Source organism: Nafulsella turpanensis ZLM-10 (assembly GCF_000346615.1).
Lineage (GTDB): Bacteria > Bacteroidota > Bacteroidia > Cytophagales > Cyclobacteriaceae > Nafulsella > Nafulsella turpanensis.
The window spans coordinates 1-15,750 of sequence record NZ_ANNU01000045.1; the positions used below are offsets into that span (position 1 = coordinate 1).

The 15,750-nt window shown below is 45.1% G+C and carries 9 protein-coding genes and 1 tRNA gene; 2 read left to right on the plus strand and 8 right to left on the minus strand.

What is annotated here, in order from left to right; all coding sequences use genetic code 11:
- Positions 1 to 143: 143 nt before the first annotated feature.
- Entirely contained in the window at positions 144 to 2,219 is a 2,076-nt protein-coding gene (locus tag F752_RS24445) for a site-specific recombinase (protein WP_160164127.1), read from the minus strand.
- A gap of 229 nt (positions 2,220 to 2,448) precedes the next feature.
- Positions 2,449 to 4,260 carry a translational GTPase TypA gene (typA, locus tag F752_RS0116940; RefSeq protein WP_017732941.1) on the minus strand — a complete coding sequence of 604 codons (1,812 nt, stop codon included), beginning with the start codon at positions 4,258 to 4,260 and terminating at the stop codon, positions 2,449 to 2,451.
- A 259-nt stretch (positions 4,261 to 4,519) separates the two neighbouring features.
- Between typA and F752_RS0116945 the strand changes: the two genes are divergently transcribed.
- On the plus strand, positions 4,520 to 7,066 hold the full coding sequence (locus tag F752_RS0116945) for a tetratricopeptide repeat protein (protein ID WP_017732942.1): 2,547 nt from the start codon (positions 4,520 to 4,522) through the stop codon (positions 7,064 to 7,066).
- Positions 7,067 to 7,166: 100 nt separating this feature from the next.
- Complete coding sequence (gene metG, locus F752_RS0116950) at positions 7,167 to 9,215, plus strand: methionine--tRNA ligase (RefSeq protein WP_026135806.1); 2,049 nt, start codon at positions 7,167 to 7,169, stop codon at positions 9,213 to 9,215.
- A 366-nt stretch (positions 9,216 to 9,581) separates the two neighbouring features.
- Here the strand turns inward: metG and F752_RS0116955 are convergent, their stop codons facing one another.
- From F752_RS0116955 to purL, 6 genes are all read right to left on the minus strand, one after another.
- Positions 9,582 to 9,911: a PadR family transcriptional regulator gene (locus tag F752_RS0116955; protein WP_026135807.1), complete on the minus strand. Its 330-nt coding sequence runs from the start codon at positions 9,909 to 9,911 to the stop codon at positions 9,582 to 9,584.
- A 167-nt stretch (positions 9,912 to 10,078) separates the two neighbouring features.
- Positions 10,079 to 10,639, minus strand: a complete 561-nt coding sequence (gene pth, locus F752_RS0116960; protein WP_017732945.1) for an aminoacyl-tRNA hydrolase — start codon at positions 10,637 to 10,639, stop codon at positions 10,079 to 10,081.
- An 80-nt stretch (positions 10,640 to 10,719) separates the two neighbouring features.
- A complete protein-coding gene (locus tag F752_RS0116965; protein ID WP_026135808.1) occupies positions 10,720 to 11,295 on the minus strand; it encodes a 50S ribosomal protein L25/general stress protein Ctc in 576 nt (191 codons plus the stop codon).
- A 30-nt stretch (positions 11,296 to 11,325) separates the two neighbouring features.
- Complete coding sequence (locus tag F752_RS0116970) at positions 11,326 to 12,252, minus strand: ribose-phosphate pyrophosphokinase (RefSeq protein ID WP_017732947.1); 927 nt, start codon at positions 12,250 to 12,252, stop codon at positions 11,326 to 11,328.
- A gap of 69 nt (positions 12,253 to 12,321) precedes the next feature.
- Positions 12,322 to 12,394: transfer RNA gene (locus tag F752_RS0116975), tRNA-Gln, on the minus strand.
- A gap of 1,002 nt (positions 12,395 to 13,396) precedes the next feature.
- Positions 13,397 to 15,616 (minus strand): phosphoribosylformylglycinamidine synthase subunit PurL, encoded by a 2,220-nt coding sequence (gene purL / locus F752_RS0116980; protein ID WP_017732948.1) that lies wholly within the window; start codon positions 15,614 to 15,616, stop codon positions 13,397 to 13,399.
- Between the last annotated feature and the right edge of the window lie 134 nt (positions 15,617 to 15,750).

Sequence of the window (15,750 nt, forward strand, 5' to 3'; positions counted from 1 at the left end):
CAGACTCTTCAAAACATAAAAAAAGTGGCCGGAATTTCTTCCGACCACTCATGCTGTTAAGGCTAGCCTCTTTTAAATTTTAGCGTAAGCTCTTTTTACCATTTAAGAGCGTCCTTCATTTCTCTTTTATTGAATTTCGGTTATCAGGTTTTGCTGTTAGCAGGCTCTCTTTGCCGGCTGGTCTTTAGTTGCGCCTGTCCTTTTGCTCCTGCTGTGTTACCAGGCTCATTCATTTGAGTTTCCGCTTGCCGGGGCACTTTGGGAGGGAAAAAGAAATCATGGGGATGTGTTAAAAACAGTTTCCAGAGCTTTCTGATAAGTCCGCGGGTATTGGAGAAATGCACCTGTCGCGATTTTATAGCCACCGCCATTGCAAGCCCAAAGCTGACGATGAAGTTCATAAAACCAATACCAGCTATACCGAGGCAACTGGCGAGAATTATTTCGGTACTAAGGGCATCGCCGAGGGTAAAAAGAGCAATACCAAAATTACCACTCGAAAAGGTGATGTGCCGGATGTCGAGCGGCAGTCCCAGGAGAAAGCCTGCAAGGGCAGTAAAACCTAAGAAGAAGCCAAAGAAGAAGTTTCCTGCAAGGCTGCCAAGGTTAAAGCGAATGTAATTGGATAGCCTTAGCAGTATCCGCGAAGGAAGTATTTTTCGCAGCAAAGGGTGCTTTTTGAGGCGGTCAGGTACATGGTTGTATACGCTCTTGTTATCGTAATAACCTGAGATTACCCCTGCTAAAAACAGGTAAACTCCCGTAATGGCAGCGTGAAAAAGGGCAAGGCTGTGCCATGGGTGGAGCTCGTGAACCATGTGGAGGGCCTTTTCTTCTCCGGCAATAGGCTCACCGGTGGCAGCATAATAAGCAGCAGCAAGTAGATAAGCGACCGGAAAAGCTACGAGCACGTTGCCTATGAAAGCGATAAACTGGGTGCGGATCACTTTAACAATTAGGCTGGCCAGGTTCTGAACACTCTCCTCGGAATCTTCTACTTCCAGCGAACGGGCAATACTGGTGGCCGTCATAGCTGGCTGCTTGGTTGCCAGGGTACTGTGGGTGAGATGAATAAGAATAAAGCCGGTAGAGTAATTAAGACTATACAGAAAAGCCTGCCCGAACGGAGCCACTCTCAGGTAGTATAGCAAAACCTTAAAAATGGTGAGAAAGCCTACGATAACACCACCTCCAGAGGCTGATAAAAGCATTTTCCAGTATTCCTTTCTGGTGGTGGTAATATAATGCTCTCCTGTATTGCCTGCATTCTCGGTTACCTGGAAAGCCAGCAGGCTAATGTTCTCCTGGAAAAACTCCCTTAAGCTGTGCTTTTTATTTTCGGCCCTCACCAGCTCGCGAAGCAGGTTTACCTCCTCCTCAAAAGGGGTTTTATTTTCCTGCTGAATAACCAGGCGCAGGAGCCGCTGAATGCGGGCAATGTTCTGGTTCAGCCTTATCATGAGGTTGGTGAGCTTTAAACTCGCCCCAAATCTGTTTTTATTCCGACGGATTTCGTTGGTGTAGGTAAGGCACTGCTGGAGCATGACCAGGATGTGCTTATAGTCCGGGTTATCGGCGCTCCTGTCGAAACCTTCTTCCTGAAAGCATTCCAGAAAATCACGCACCTCTTTATTCTGTGCTAAAAAGGGAGATTCAAACTCTTCCAGCTCCGGTAGCTTTTCGATTATTTCCCGCTCCAGCCCAATAGCAGTGATCCTTTGCGATACTACCAGTATGGAATTGAGTACCTGCTGGAGGATATCATTTTCTATATTTACCAAAGAAAGGGGGCGAAGCTTTAGCAGCTCAAATAATGTACACCAGTCTTCATAAGGTATGCTCCGGAACCATTTGTAGTCATCACTCCTGGTAAAGGCAAGATCTACTATCACCATTAACTCTTTTCCTTCCATTACAGGAGGAAGTAGCTCGTGAGAAATTTTATTAAAGGCTTCTGAAAAGAATCCGTCATTGGAAGAGATACCCAGCTCAGTGTAGAGGCGAATTTGCTTTTTGCGGGCAACTACCTCTTCCAAATACGCTCTCAGGGCGGGTACATATTCAGGATTTTCACGTAACAGTCGAATCAAAAAGCGGAAGTTGTCCTGTGCCTCTTCAAAATTGCTGCTTTTCCTGGGTCTGATTTCTGCAATCAGCTCAACCAGAAAACGAGGGTTCCGGGACTTCTCAGCATGGAGGGTATCGAGAATAATTTTCATATCATACACCTGAGGCATAAAAATGAATGCCTGCTGTTATGCTTTTGTTTATGATTTTTGGGAAATGAATTGAAGCAAGCAGAGAAAGAAAAAGGTACTGCTTTTATCAGCTGGTATTTACTGGCAATTGTACGAAAACAGAGGCTCATGGTTGGTCAAAGTTTGGGCTCTCCGAAAATAAAAAACGCAGCTGTTAACAGCTGCGTTTTTTAATGTTATTAAGTAAATCTTAAACTGCGGCTTCTTTATTCGCCATTCGCTTGCGCTCTGTTTCATCAAGATAGATTTTGCGCATACGGATAGACTTAGGAGTTACTTCCACGTATTCATCCTTCTGGATATACTCCAGAGTTTCTTCCAGAGAGAAACGCTTGGCAGGGGCAATTTTAACGTTATTGTCGGAGCCGGAAGCTCTCATGTTCGTTAATTTTTTGCCCTTCTGGATATTTACCACCAGATCATTATCGCGGCTGTGTTCTCCAATTACCTGGCCCATATACACATCCTCTCCCGGATCAACGAAGAAAATACCACGATCCTGAAGTTTATCGATAGAGTAAGCAGTGCCTGGTCCGGTTTCCATTGAAATCAGGGAGCCATTAATACGACCTGGAATGGTTCCTTTAAATGGCTGGTAATTCTGGAAGCGGTGTGTCATAATGGCTTCACCCGCAGTGGAAGTTAAAATGTTATTCCGAAGCCCAATAAGGCCACGGGCAGGAATATCAAATTCCAGGTGTTGCAGGTCGCCTTTTGGCTCCATTATTTTAAGCTCACCTTTCCGCTGGGTAACCAGTTCAATTACCTTTCCGGAGGTTTCCTGCGGTACATCTACCACCAGGTGCTCAATAGGCTCGTGCTTAACACCGTCAATTTCTTTAAACAGTACCTGTGGCTGTCCAACCTGGAACTCATAACCTTCGCGGCGCATAGTTTCAATCAGTACAGACAAGTGAAGAATTCCCCGACCATATACCAGGAATTTGTCTTCAGAAGAAGTTTCCTGAATTCTAAGGGCCAGGTTCTTTTCTATTTCCTTGAAAAGACGATCGCGCAGGTGACGGGAGGTAACAAACTTACCTTCCTTACCAAAGAAAGGGGAGTTGTTAATGGTGAAGAGCATACTCATGGTAGGCTCATCAATGGAGATACGTGGGAGAGGCTCAGGATTTTCGAAGCTGGTAAGCGTATCGCCAATATCGAAGCCTTCAATGCCGGTAACAGCACAAATTTCGCCGCTGCTTACCTTGTCCACCTTCATTTTGCCCAGGCCTTCAAATACCTGTAGTTCTTTTACCTTTACCTTTTTAACTGAGCCATCTTTCTTGGTGAGGCCCAGCTGAGCGCCTTCTTTCAACTCGCCCTGGTAAACACGACCAATGGCAATTCGGCCAACGAAGGCAGAATAATCGAGTGAAGTAATTTGCATTTGCAGGGTACCTTCCTTAACAGGGGCCTCCGGTACATCTTCAATAATAGTATCGAGCAGTGGCGTAATACCTTCGGTAGGATTTTTCCAGTCATAACCCATCCAGCCCTGCTTGCTTGAGCCATAAAGGGTGCGGAAGTCTAACTGATGCTCGTTTGCATCGAGGTTAAACATCAGGTCAAAAACCTGCTCATGTACTTCGTCGGGTCGACAGTTTTCCTTATCGACTTTATTAACTACTACAATTGGTTTTAAGCCAAGAGCAAGCGCTTTGCCTAGCACAAAGCGTGTTTGCGGCATAGGTCCTTCAAAAGCATCGACCAGCAGAATTACTCCATCGGCCATTTTTAATACCCGCTCAACCTCACCGCCAAAGTCGGCGTGACCTGGGGTATCTATAATATTGATTTTAACGTCTTTGTAGGTAACCGAAACGTTCTTGGAAAGAATGGTGATACCTCTTTCCCGTTCAAGGTCATTATTGTCCAGAATCAGTTCTCCGGATTCCTGGTTTTCGCGGAATAATTTAGATGCGTGGATGATTTTATCCACCAGCGTCGTTTTTCCGTGGTCAACGTGTGCAATAATCGCAACGTTTCTAATGCTCTTCATATACTGTATTGAATTTAAGGCGCAAAGGTACGCATTTGATTTACAATAATACGTAAGGGGAGCTTTTTTAATTCCTTAGGCCATTTAAATTTAAGCCAAAAGGTGGGTATGCACAGGTAAAATCAGCTTTAAAGAAGGGGAAGTATGGTTTTATTATATTTTAAATATTTTTTTGAAGAAAAAATATTCTGATTGTGTATTTTTGCGAGTCAGCATATATAGAGATAGAAAGCTAATTTCTTTTACCGGTTTAGTAAGCATGCACAGATTTCTTTGGGCTTTCATAACTTCAGGTGTTTTATTTTCAGGAGCAGCAGTTGCTGGAGAACCTCCTTCCGGCTCAACTTCTGGACAGTTTAGCATCCTGTCCTATTTTGCCGAACAAGCGCTGGCGAATGACTCTGTTAATCCTGATTTAGCTCTTTTGTGTGCGGATAGTCTTGCGAAAGGTTCCCGGGAATCGGATAATTTATACTGGCTGTCTGAGGCTTATAAGCTAAAAGGAGATATAAACCGCTACCAGGGAGAATATAATCAGTCTTTATACTGGTTGCGGGAAGCCCTTACGGCTGCGGAAGAAGCAAAGGATACCCTTTCTATTGTAAGGGTGAGTAATAACTTTGGTTTGCTGTATTACAACACAGGTAAATTTGATAAAGCCCTGGATAAGCTTTCTCTTTCTCTTCTCTTGGGAAAGGAGCTGCTCAGTCTGCCCCAAAAGGCCACTATTATTTCTCATCTCGGGCAGATTCATGAAGCCCTGGAACAGTTTGATGAGGCTCTTGCCTTTTACCAGCAATCATTAGCCATTTTACAGAAGGAAAAGGATGTGGACCTTCTCCTCGGAATGGTATATAATAATTTAGGATCCCTTTACGCAAAGTTACAGAAGAAGGAGGAAGCGCTCTCTTATTACCGGCAGGCTCGGAAGCTTTACGAGAAAGAGGATAGTGAAAAGGGGATTGGACAGGCGCTCAACGGCATTGCCTTGATTTACTCTCAGGATAATCCGGAGATTGCGATTGAATACCTGCGACTGGCCAAAAAGTTGTTCCTGAAAAACCATAACCTGGAAGATTTATACCAGTTCAATAAGAATGCAGGTAGCGCCTATACTGCCCTACAGGAACCTGAACATGCCTTTATTCACTTTAAACTTGCTTTAGAAAAGGCCGATTCCCTTGGAAATGATTTTTACAGGAGCCAGGTTCTGTTAAACATAGCCCGGCTTTTTGAACAGCAACAGGATTATGATGAGGCAACCAAATTTTACAAGGAGTATGTGCGGGTAAAAAGCGATTTATACAATAAGGAACTGGTGGAAAATATTGCCTCTACCAGGGCTGCCTATGAGCTGGATATAAAAGAACATCAAATCCAAAACCTAGAAGAGGAGGCAGATCAGCGAACCACTGAACTGAGGTACAGAAATTATACCCTTTGGTTGCTGATTTTACTTTCCCTGCTTACCCTAAGTTTCGGAGCCATCTTCGTATTAAAATACAGAAAATCGGTCAGGATAAATCGCCTGCTTACAGCCCGGAATAAAGAGGTGGAGACTCAAAAGGAGGAATTAAAAAATCAGCATGATATCATTCTGCAGAAGGGAAAGGAGCTTGAAAAGGCCCGGCAGTTGAATGAACAGGTAAATGAAGAGTTAATCGCCAGTAAGGAACGGCTGGAAGAAAAAGTTAAAGAGCGTACAAAAGAACTGGAGGAAACTTATCGCCGGTTATCTTTCCATATTTATAATACACCCCTCGTTGTGCTGGAATGGAACAGGCATAGAGAGCTGATTCACTGGCCTCTCCAGGCAGAAGTCATTTTTGGTTATACGGCCGATGAAATGCTGGGCCTGCGAATGGAGGAGATGCCTTACCTGCTTCCGGAAGACAGTTCCCAAATTGTAGAAACCATTGATCAGCTGTGTAAAGGAGATGCTTCGCAATCATATTTTACTAAATTAAACACTGACCGGTTCGGGAATAAGCTATTTGTGGAATGGAGTTACTCTGTTAATTTGAATGAAGAGGGCGAGCTGGAATCTATTCTTTCTATTGCTAATGATGTAAGCCAGCGGGAGCAAACCTACCGAGAGTTGAAAAATGCCAATCAGGAGCTCGATACTTTCCTGTACAAATCTTCTCACGACCTCAGGGGACCCATTGCACGTATGCAGGGAATTATTAACCTGGGCCTGCTGGAAACAAAAGACCCTAATGCCCATTTGTACTTTAACATGCTGAATAAAGTGACAGATGAGCTGAATAACCTGCTGCTGCGCTTACTTAATGTACATAATATCAATCAGCATGATTATCGGGCGGAAGAGCTGCCCTTGCGCAAGTTTATTGATAACCTGGAAACAAGTCATCGGAAAAGAAAGCAGGAGCCTTATAGCGTGCAAATTGTAAACAAAGTACCAGAAGATTTATCCATTGTGGCAGATAGAACGCTACTCCAAATTATACTGGTAAATTTGCTGGAGAACGGGCTCATGTATTCCGATAATTTTAATCCTTATATAGAATTCGACGCGGTATACCTGCCCTCCGGAAAATATATTGTTACCGTATCAGATAACGGAATGGGAATTCCTGAGCAGTTTCGTGAAAAAGTATTCGATATGTTCTTTCAGGGCTCTACCCGCTCAACAGGTACTGGTTTAGGTTTGTATATGGTCCGTAAAGCAACCAAAAAGCTGGGGGGAGATATTTGCCTTAATAGCGTCAATGGTTTAACTGTTTTTGAAATCAGCCTCCCGGCCGCTAAAGCAGCCAGGCAGGAAGAGTTAGTAAAGGTGTAAAAAGAGCTGCTTACCTGTAAAATGAGAAGCATCAGCCTTTTATCGAGAAATGGCTGCCTGTAGAAAGGATATTTTTTTACCTTTGAGGAAATTTTTAACTATGTCCAAAACAACAAAGAGATATACTGTTACGGCAGCCTTGCCGTATGCCAATGGTCCTGTACACATTGGCCACCTGGCCGGGGTATATGTGCCAGCCGATATTTATGTTCGTTATCTTCGCAGCCGGCAAAGAGAAGTGGCGTTTGTATGTGGATCCGATGAACACGGAGTTCCTATCACTATCCGGGCCCAAAAGGAGGGTGTAAGTCCTCAGCAGGTGGTCGATAAGTATCATTCCATTATACGCGACTCCTTCCGCGATTTTGGCATTTCTTTCGATATTTATTCCCGTACTTCAGCACCGGTACACCATCAAACAGCCTCCGACTTTTTTACTAAACTGCAAAAAGACGGTGTATTTGAAGTAAAGGAGTCGGAGCAGTATTATGATGAAAAAGCCGGGCAATTCCTCGCCGACCGCTATATTAAAGGTACCTGCCCGAACTGTGGGTATACAGAAGCGTATGGTGACCAGTGCGAAAGCTGTGGCACCTCACTGAGTCCTTCCGATTTAATTGATCCGCGCTCTATGCTTAGCGGAGCAAAGCCGGTACTACGTAATACCACCCACTGGTATTTGCCCCTAAACCAGTACGAAAAATGGCTACGGGAGTGGATACTTGAAGGGCATAAAGACTGGAAGAGCAATGTGTATGGGCAGTGCAAAAGCTGGATTGAGCAGGGGCTGCAGCCAAGAGCCGTAACCCGTGACCTGGACTGGGGAGTGCCTGTTCCATTGCCTGAAGCGGAAGGTAAGGTGCTGTATGTATGGTTCGATGCACCCATCGGGTATATCTCTGCCACCAAAGACTGGGCGGAGCAAACAGGTAAGAATTGGGAGCCTTACTGGAAAGATGAAGAAACCAAGCTGGTGCACTTTATTGGGAAGGATAATATCGTATTCCATTGCATTATTTTCCCAGCAATGCTCAAGGCGCATGGCGATTTCATTTTGCCTGAAAATGTACCTGCTAATGAATTTTTAAACCTTGAAGGAAATAAAATTTCCACCTCCCGCAACTGGGCAGTCTGGCTGCATGAGTACCTGGCGGAGTTTCCCGAAAAGCAGGATGTGCTCCGCTACGCCCTCTGTGCCAATGCACCTGAAACCAAGGATAATGATTTTACCTGGAAGGATTTCCAGGCAAAGAATAATAATGAACTGGTAGCCATCCTGGGTAACTTCGTTAACCGTGCCTTAGTGCTCACGCATAAGTATTACGAAGGGAAGGTACCTGCTGCAGGTGAGTTCTTTGATATTGATGAGGAGGTAAAGGAAAAGCTCCGTAAGCTGCCGAACCAGGTGGCAGAATCCATTGAGCAGTATAAGTTTAGGGAAGCTCTCAACAGCATGATGGAACTGGCGAGAGCCGGAAATAAGTACCTGGCCGATACGGAACCATGGAAACTGATAAAGGAAAACCCTGAGCGGGTTAAAACCATTATGAACCTTAGCTTACAGCTGGCAGCTAACTTAAGCATACTGGCCGAGCCATTCCTTCCATTCTCTATGGAGAAACTCCGGAATATGCTGCAGCTCGAAAAGCTTGACTGGAAGGAAGCCGGACGCACCGATATCTTAGCAGCCGGCCATCAGTTAGAGGCAGCGCAATTATTATTTGAAAAAATAGAAGATCAAGTAGTGGAAAATCAGGTAAAAAAACTGGAAGAAACCAAAGCAGCAAACGAAGCAGCCAATACTCCTGTAGCGCCTTCTAAGGCTGAGGTAGTATTCGATGATTTTATGAAAATGGATATTCGCATTGGCACCATTCTGGAGGCGGAAAGGGTGAAGAAATCGAAAAAGCTGCTAAAACTGAAAGTAGACACCGGCATTGACCAGCGCACCATTTTAAGTGGAATCGCGCAGTATTTCGAACCTGAAGCCATTATTGGCCAGCAGGTAAGTGTGCTGGTAAACCTGGCTCCCCGGCCAATTATGGGAATAGAGTCCCAGGGCATGATTTTAATGGCCGAAGACAAAGATGGTAGTCTCGCCTTTATGAAGCCAGGAAAGCCAGTTGCTAATGGCTCAGGCGTGAGTTAAATAGAATGAATGCTGCTGTTATCACCTGAAGAGAGTAAGGAACAGAAGCCTACGGAAAAAAATAATTACGTATAGCAAACAGGGTTGTCGGATGCCGGCAACCCTTTTTTATAGATAGCTCTGACAGTTTTTATTTTACCGGATGTTTGAATGAAGCCGAGCAGGTAAAGAAGATAAAAATAATTACAATTGCCACTACTGGAGGGTATGACAAAATCAGTTTAAGAGGTAACTCCCTCTCAAATTAATCGGCCTTCCTTTATTCGGGGAACTAAAGTGGTCCACCAGTTCTGTTTAAACCTTTTTTTTCAGGCAGCACCTTTAATTAAGGTCGGGACCTGCTCTGTTTGATCTTTGGAGCGTATCCTAAAGGGTATTAAGATTGAGGAGTTTCTGGAGGTGCTGTATGAAGGCTGCCGTCTCACTTACCTTTTGAGCTGTAATTGCTTCGCCTTCTTCTGTGAGGTAGTAATATTTGCGCGCGCGGCCTTCCACTATTTCTGTTTTCGTGTTAAGGTAACCTTCGGCTTCCAGCTTGTGGAGGGTAGGGTAAAGGGCGCCTTCTGTAAGGCGAATTTGGCCATCGGTTAATTGTCGTACCCGCTGGGTAATTTCATAGCCATACATCCTGCCTTCGCGCCCGACGAGTTTCAGTACAATCGTACTGAGGCTTCCTTTTATTAGTTGCTTATTCATACCTGAATATAAAAGAAAAATATATACATAAGCAACCAATATATAAATTTTTTTAGCAGGGAGAATGAGGTAAAATAAAAAAACTTCCGGAGGGGAAGTCTTTAGCAGAAAAGGAAATGATATGTTTCTTTTGGATGATTTCCTGCAGTACTGTTAAATAGCCTCTTCTAGTCGTTGTACTGGCTCATAGTACGCTGAATACCAATGGTACTAAAGCCGAGAATCATCTCAATAGCTTTGTCCATATGCTCCGGAAGCTGGTCCATTTCCTCTCTGCTGAAATTGCTGAGCACATAATCGACCTGCTGCCCTTTGTGGAAATCATCTCCAATGCCAAAACGTAAGCGGGCATAATTAGGGCCTCCGCATACGGCCTCGATATTCCTGAGTCCGTTGTGGCCGGCAGAGGAACCCTTGGCCCGCAGGCGTAACTTTCCGAAGGGGAGCGCAAGGTCATCTACTATTACCAATAGGTTTTCTTTTGGAATGCTCAGCTCCTGCAACCAGTAGTTAATAGCTTTGCCGCTAAGATTCATATAGGTTGTAGGCTTGATGAGGTGTAGCTGTCGTCCCTTATACTTCATTTCGGCTTTGCCGGCATAGCGCTCGGTGCTAAATGCCAGGCCTTCCCGGTCTGCCAGGCGATCGAGGGTAAGGAAGCCTATATTGTGGCGGGTAAGTTCATATTCGGGGCCTATATTGCCAAGGCCGGCAATCAGGTACTTCATAGCTTTCTTTTTTAGGGCTTAACAAAAAAAATCCTGCCGGGGTGTTTTCCGGCAGGATTTTATAGTTGTGATTAATTCTTTTATTCTTCGGCAGTAGCACCTTTTCCGCGCAGCGCTCTTGGAATTTCTACCGTAGCGATGGAAGTAGATGGGTTATTCAGAATCTCGAAATTACCAGGAGTAATTTCGCCTACTTTTACTGACTTACCCAGTGCTAATTTACTAATGTCTACTGTAATATAATCAGGCATATCGGCAGGAAGTGCCTTTACAGTGATTTTGCGAAGTTTGGTAATCATTTTACCACCGGCAATTACGCCTGGAGCTGTTCCTTCGAACTTAACCGGAATATCCATTTTTACTGCTCTCTTTTCAAATAACTGAAGGAAGTCAGCATGCAGGATGGTTTCACTTACCGGGTGGAACTGGATGTCCTGAAGAATACAGTTATATGTAGTGCCTTCGATGTTCAAGTCTACCATGTGTGCGTCGCCGGTATATACCAGGTCGCGGAAAAGAATCATTGGCGCATAGAAGTGGATTTGGTCTTTGCCGCCATACATAACGCATGGAACATTGCCTTCTAAACGTAAGTCCTTAGACTCTTTCTTGCCGAGATTTGCTCTTTTAAACCCTATAATCTCTACATTTTTCATAATTGTGATATATTAAATTGTAAATAAAAACTATATAAACAGAGAGCTGATGGAACCGTGGCTTTGCAGTTTTTGAATAGCGCCTGCAAATAGATTGGCAACGGTTAACACTTTAATTTTATCGCTCTCCTTCTTCAGTGGAATAGTGTCTGTAACAACCAACTCTTCCAGTACTGAATTATTAATATTTTCGTAAGCATTGCCAGAGAGGATAGGGTGGGTACAAACTGCCCTTACTGACTTGGCTCCTTTTTCTTTAATGATAGCGGCTGCTTTAGAAATAGTTCCGGCAGTATCCACCATATCATCTACGAGTACAACATCGGCTCCTTCCACATCGCCAATTACCTGCATGGAGGCCACTTCATTTGCGCGCTTGCGGTGTTTATCGCAAACGACCATGTCGGCCTGGAAATAGCTGGCAAATGCGCGGGCCCTTCCAACACCACCTACATCCGGTGCGGCAAACAGGATATTATCCAGTTGCAGCGACTTTAAGTAAGGGACAAAGATGGCTGAACCATCCATGTGGTCTACCGGTACATCGAAAAATCCCTGTATCTGCCCTGCATGAAGGTCGCAGGTCATGATGCGGTTCGCACCGGCGGCCATTAGTATATTAGCGTTTAGTTTAGCGCCAATAGCTACCCTTGGTTTGTCTTTTCTGTCCTGACGGGCATAGCCGAAGTAAGGAATAACAACGATAACGTTTTGGGCAGATGCCCGCTTTGCTGCATCGATGATAAGCAGCAGCTCCATAATATTATCGGCAGGAGGGAAGGTTGACTGGATGATGAATACATCACTGCCTCTCACAGACTCTGAAAAACTTGGGGACATTTCTCCATCGCTGAACTTCTGGATGGATAGGTCGCCTAGGGGCTGCCCGTATGCTTCTGCGATTTTTTCGGCCAGATATCGGGAGCTTGTACCGGAGAAAAGTTTTACAGTAGACATAAAAGAGGAATGTGTGGGGCTAATTTATGCTTATAAACAACTAATCCCGACCAGGGGCCGGGATTTAAGTTGCCCGACTAGGGCTCGAACCTAGACTCTTCTGAACCAAAATCAGACGTGTTGCCAGTTACACCATCGGGCAGTAATTCTTTTATCGAATTAGCGATGCAAAGCTAGTGAATTATCACTTGAATCGCCAAAACTTTCAGGCTTATTTTTTCAATCTTTCAGTTGACTAAAGCGGCGTTTCCGGCTTTGTGAGTGCAAATATAGAGGCTTTGTTGTTTTATGCAAAGGCTATTTTGCTAAAATCGGCAAAAAAAGAAGAAGGTGGTTTGTAATCACTTGATTACTAGTTTGAAAAGATGCGAGGCTTTTGCTGAAAAATTTTACATTCCCTTTGGAATGTCTTCTGGTGGTGGAAGAGTAGGGAAATGTTTTTGTAATGGTAGAGGGTTGTTTCAAAAATTTTGAGGAATCCATTAACAAGTCTTTTTAACTGAGCAATGGCTTTATGGGCCGGCAGGGGCTCCAGACGGTAAAAACGTCCGGTTCAATGTCTTAGAAACCGCACTCCCTGCACCAATTACAGCGCGCACTCCAGTGGTAACGACAGGACAAAAAATGCACCCGCCCCCAATTCATGGATCTGGTCCGATGGAAATCGCCTTCCCCGATTCCTCGCCATTTTTTTTTCATTCCAGTTGAGCGGATGGATGGTGGTATAGATTTGTTCTTAGCACATGGTCGCCAATTTCCACTGGCATTACACCCAGTACCACGCAATCAAACCTTATCGCCAAGGCTTATGGTGCTTCCATAATCGCAGGAGAGCAGCGGCTCAAACCAAAGGTCTTTACCGGCTTTTCCGAAGCGTTGCCCGATAAGTTACTTTCTTAAAGCAGTTTCATTGTTGGCTGAACCTTTTAACAGTTTTAGGAGAAGTCTTGGAGTGTCTTCTTTCAGTCGATAACTGCGGGTCAGTAGCATCATAAAGTGCTCCGCTAAGGATTCTTTCTTTTTCTGTCTTCCTCCATAAGGTTTCGGCTCCTAAGCCAGGTGGTTGGAAGGAATTTGTCTGTTGGCAATAGAAAACCACCTGCCTTCCGGAGAAGACAGGTGTTTATAGGTAATAAAAGGGTTTTTAGCTCAGGAAGCCTGGAAGTACCCCTTCGGAAAGGTTATGGGCTTCCCGGCAGCCAAAGTAGCTTTCCCCATCAATGACAAAGTTATCATTTTCGGTTACCTTGCCCAGGAGGGTAAAGGGTGAGCCGCTTTGCTGTAGCTTTTCTTCAAAAGCTTTTTGCTGTTCCGGCTTTACCGATACCACTACCCGGCTCTGGCTCTCGCCAAAAAGAAAAGCATCCTTGCGGAAGCTGCTATCCGTCTTTACCTCAAAGCCTAAGCCTCGCGGGAAGGCAGATTCTGCCAGTGTGATAAAGAGTCCTCCATCTGCCACATCGTGCGCCGATTGAATTAGCTGCTGCTGAATGAGCTGCCTGATGCTTTGTTGCAACTGATACTCTTCTTCCAAATCGAAAGCAGGAGCAGGAGAGGCTTTCACTTTATGATAGCTGTATAGATATTCTGAGCTGGCGATATCGTTTTTAGCATTACCGATCAGGTAAATCAGGTCTCCGGCCGTTTTAAAATCAAGGGTCATTTTGCTGTCGACTTTTTCCAGCAGGCCCAGCATACCAATAGTTGGGGTAGGGAAGACAGGCCCTTCGTCGCTCGACTGGTTGTAGAAGCTAACATTGCCACCGGTTACAGGTGTTTGGAACTTCTCGCAGGCTTTCTTCATCCCTTTAATAGCTCCAACAAACTGCCAGTAAACTTCCGGTACATAAGGGTTGCCAAAGTTCAGGCAGTTGGTAATGGCTAATGGTTCTCCGCCGGCACAAACAATATTTCTGGCCGATTCTGCCACCGCGATGGCAGTGCCCTGCTCCGGGTCGGCATTTACATAGCGGCTGTTACAGTCGACCGTAATAGCAATAGCCTTGTCAGTTCCTTTTATTCTTACCACGGCAGCATCGGAAGGCTCGTTGGTAGTAGTGGTATTGGTGCCTACCATGCTGTCGTACTGCTCAGAAATCCAGCGCTTAGAGGCAATATTTGGGTGAGTGAGCAGGTGTTTGGCTACCGCTTTCAAATCTGCTGGCTCTTCAATCTGCTCAATGTTAAACTTTTTGAATTCCTGGTAATAGGCAGGCTCTTTATATTCGCGCTGGTAAACCGGGGCGCCGCCACCAAGCACCAGCGATTCGGCCGGAACTTCGGCCACCATTTCGCCACCCTGGTGGAAGCGTAAAATGCCGCTGTTGTTCACCACCCCAATCTGTTCGCAGTTGAGGTCCCATTTGTCAAAAATCCGCTTAATATCAGCTTCTTTTCCTTTTTTAATTACTACCAGCATCCGTTCCTGGCTTTCAGAAAGCAGAATTTCGAATGGAAGCATATTCTCCTGCCGGGTGGGTACTTTGTCGAGCCATATGTCCATGCCGGCACCTTCCTTCGCACTCATTTCGCTGGTAGAGCAAATGATGCCGGCTGCGCCCATGTCCTGTATGCCAATTACATCGCCGGTGGCAATTACTTCCAGCGTGGCTTCCAGTAAAAGTTTTTCCTGGAAAGGGTCTCCCACCTGTACGGCCGGGAGGTCTTTGGCTGAGTCCTCCGTAATGTCTTTGGAAGCAAAGGCAGCTCCGTGTATCCCGTCTTTTCCGGTGGCAGAACCTACAATAAACACAGGGTTTCCTTCGCCATAGGCCGTTGCCTTAGCTGTTTTTCCGGTTTCGACAATACCAGCTGAAAAGGCATTTACCAGTGGATTCACATTATAGGATTCGTCGAACATTACTTCGCCTCCAACAGTAGGGATGCCAAAGGCGTTGCCGTAGTCACCAATGCCTTTTACCACTCCTTTTACCAGCCATTTTGTTTTATCAAGTTTAAGATTACCGAAGCGTAAAGAGTTGAGCTGGGCAATGGGGCGGGCGCCCATGGTAAAAATATCGCGGTTTATACCGCCTACGCCTGTAGCAGCTCCCTGGTAAGGCTCCAGGGCAGAAGGGTGGTTGTGCGATTCTATTTTAAAACTGCAGGCTAGGCCGTCTCCGATGTCTACAAGCCCGGCATTTTCTTCGCCTGCTTTGGCCAGCATCCGCGGTGAGTCTTTAGGTAATTGCTTTAGCCATACAATGGAGTTTTTATAAGAGCAGTGCTCCGACCACATAACTGAGTAAATACTCAGTTCGGTAAAGTTGGGTTCGCGGCCCAGAATTTCTTTTATTTTCTGATACTCTTCTTCGAGGAGGCCAAGTTTTTTGGCCGTTTCGAGTGGGGTGCTTTGGTCGCTCACGGTTTTGAAGGTTTGGTAAATGCTGCTGCAAAACTAAGAGAATTTACCTAAAATCCTGTTAAGGTAACCTCCGTAATTTTCTGGTTGTACCAATGCAAAGAAGAATTTAACTTTAATGGCTTCTATGGGTTATA

Excerpts from the sequence above, each read along its gene's own strand:
- F752_RS24445 (WP_160164127.1), bottom strand. The coding sequence starts at position 2,219 with ATGAAAATTATTCTCGATACCCTCCATGCTGAGAAGTCCCGGAACCCT.
- typA (WP_017732941.1), bottom strand. The coding sequence starts at position 4,260 with ATGAAGAGCATTAGAAACGTTGCGATTATTGCACACGTTGACCACGGA.
- F752_RS0116945 (WP_017732942.1), top strand. The coding sequence starts at position 4,520 with ATGCACAGATTTCTTTGGGCTTTCATAACTTCAGGTGTTTTATTTTCA.
- metG (WP_026135806.1), top strand. The coding sequence starts at position 7,167 with ATGTCCAAAACAACAAAGAGATATACTGTTACGGCAGCCTTGCCGTAT.
- F752_RS0116955 (WP_026135807.1), bottom strand. The coding sequence starts at position 9,911 with ATGAATAAGCAACTAATAAAAGGAAGCCTCAGTACGATTGTACTGAAA.
- pth (WP_017732945.1), bottom strand. The coding sequence starts at position 10,639 with ATGAAGTACCTGATTGCCGGCCTTGGCAATATAGGCCCCGAATATGAA.
- F752_RS0116965 (WP_026135808.1), bottom strand. The coding sequence starts at position 11,295 with ATGAAAAATGTAGAGATTATAGGGTTTAAAAGAGCAAATCTCGGCAAG.
- F752_RS0116970 (WP_017732947.1), bottom strand. The coding sequence starts at position 12,252 with ATGTCTACTGTAAAACTTTTCTCCGGTACAAGCTCCCGATATCTGGCC.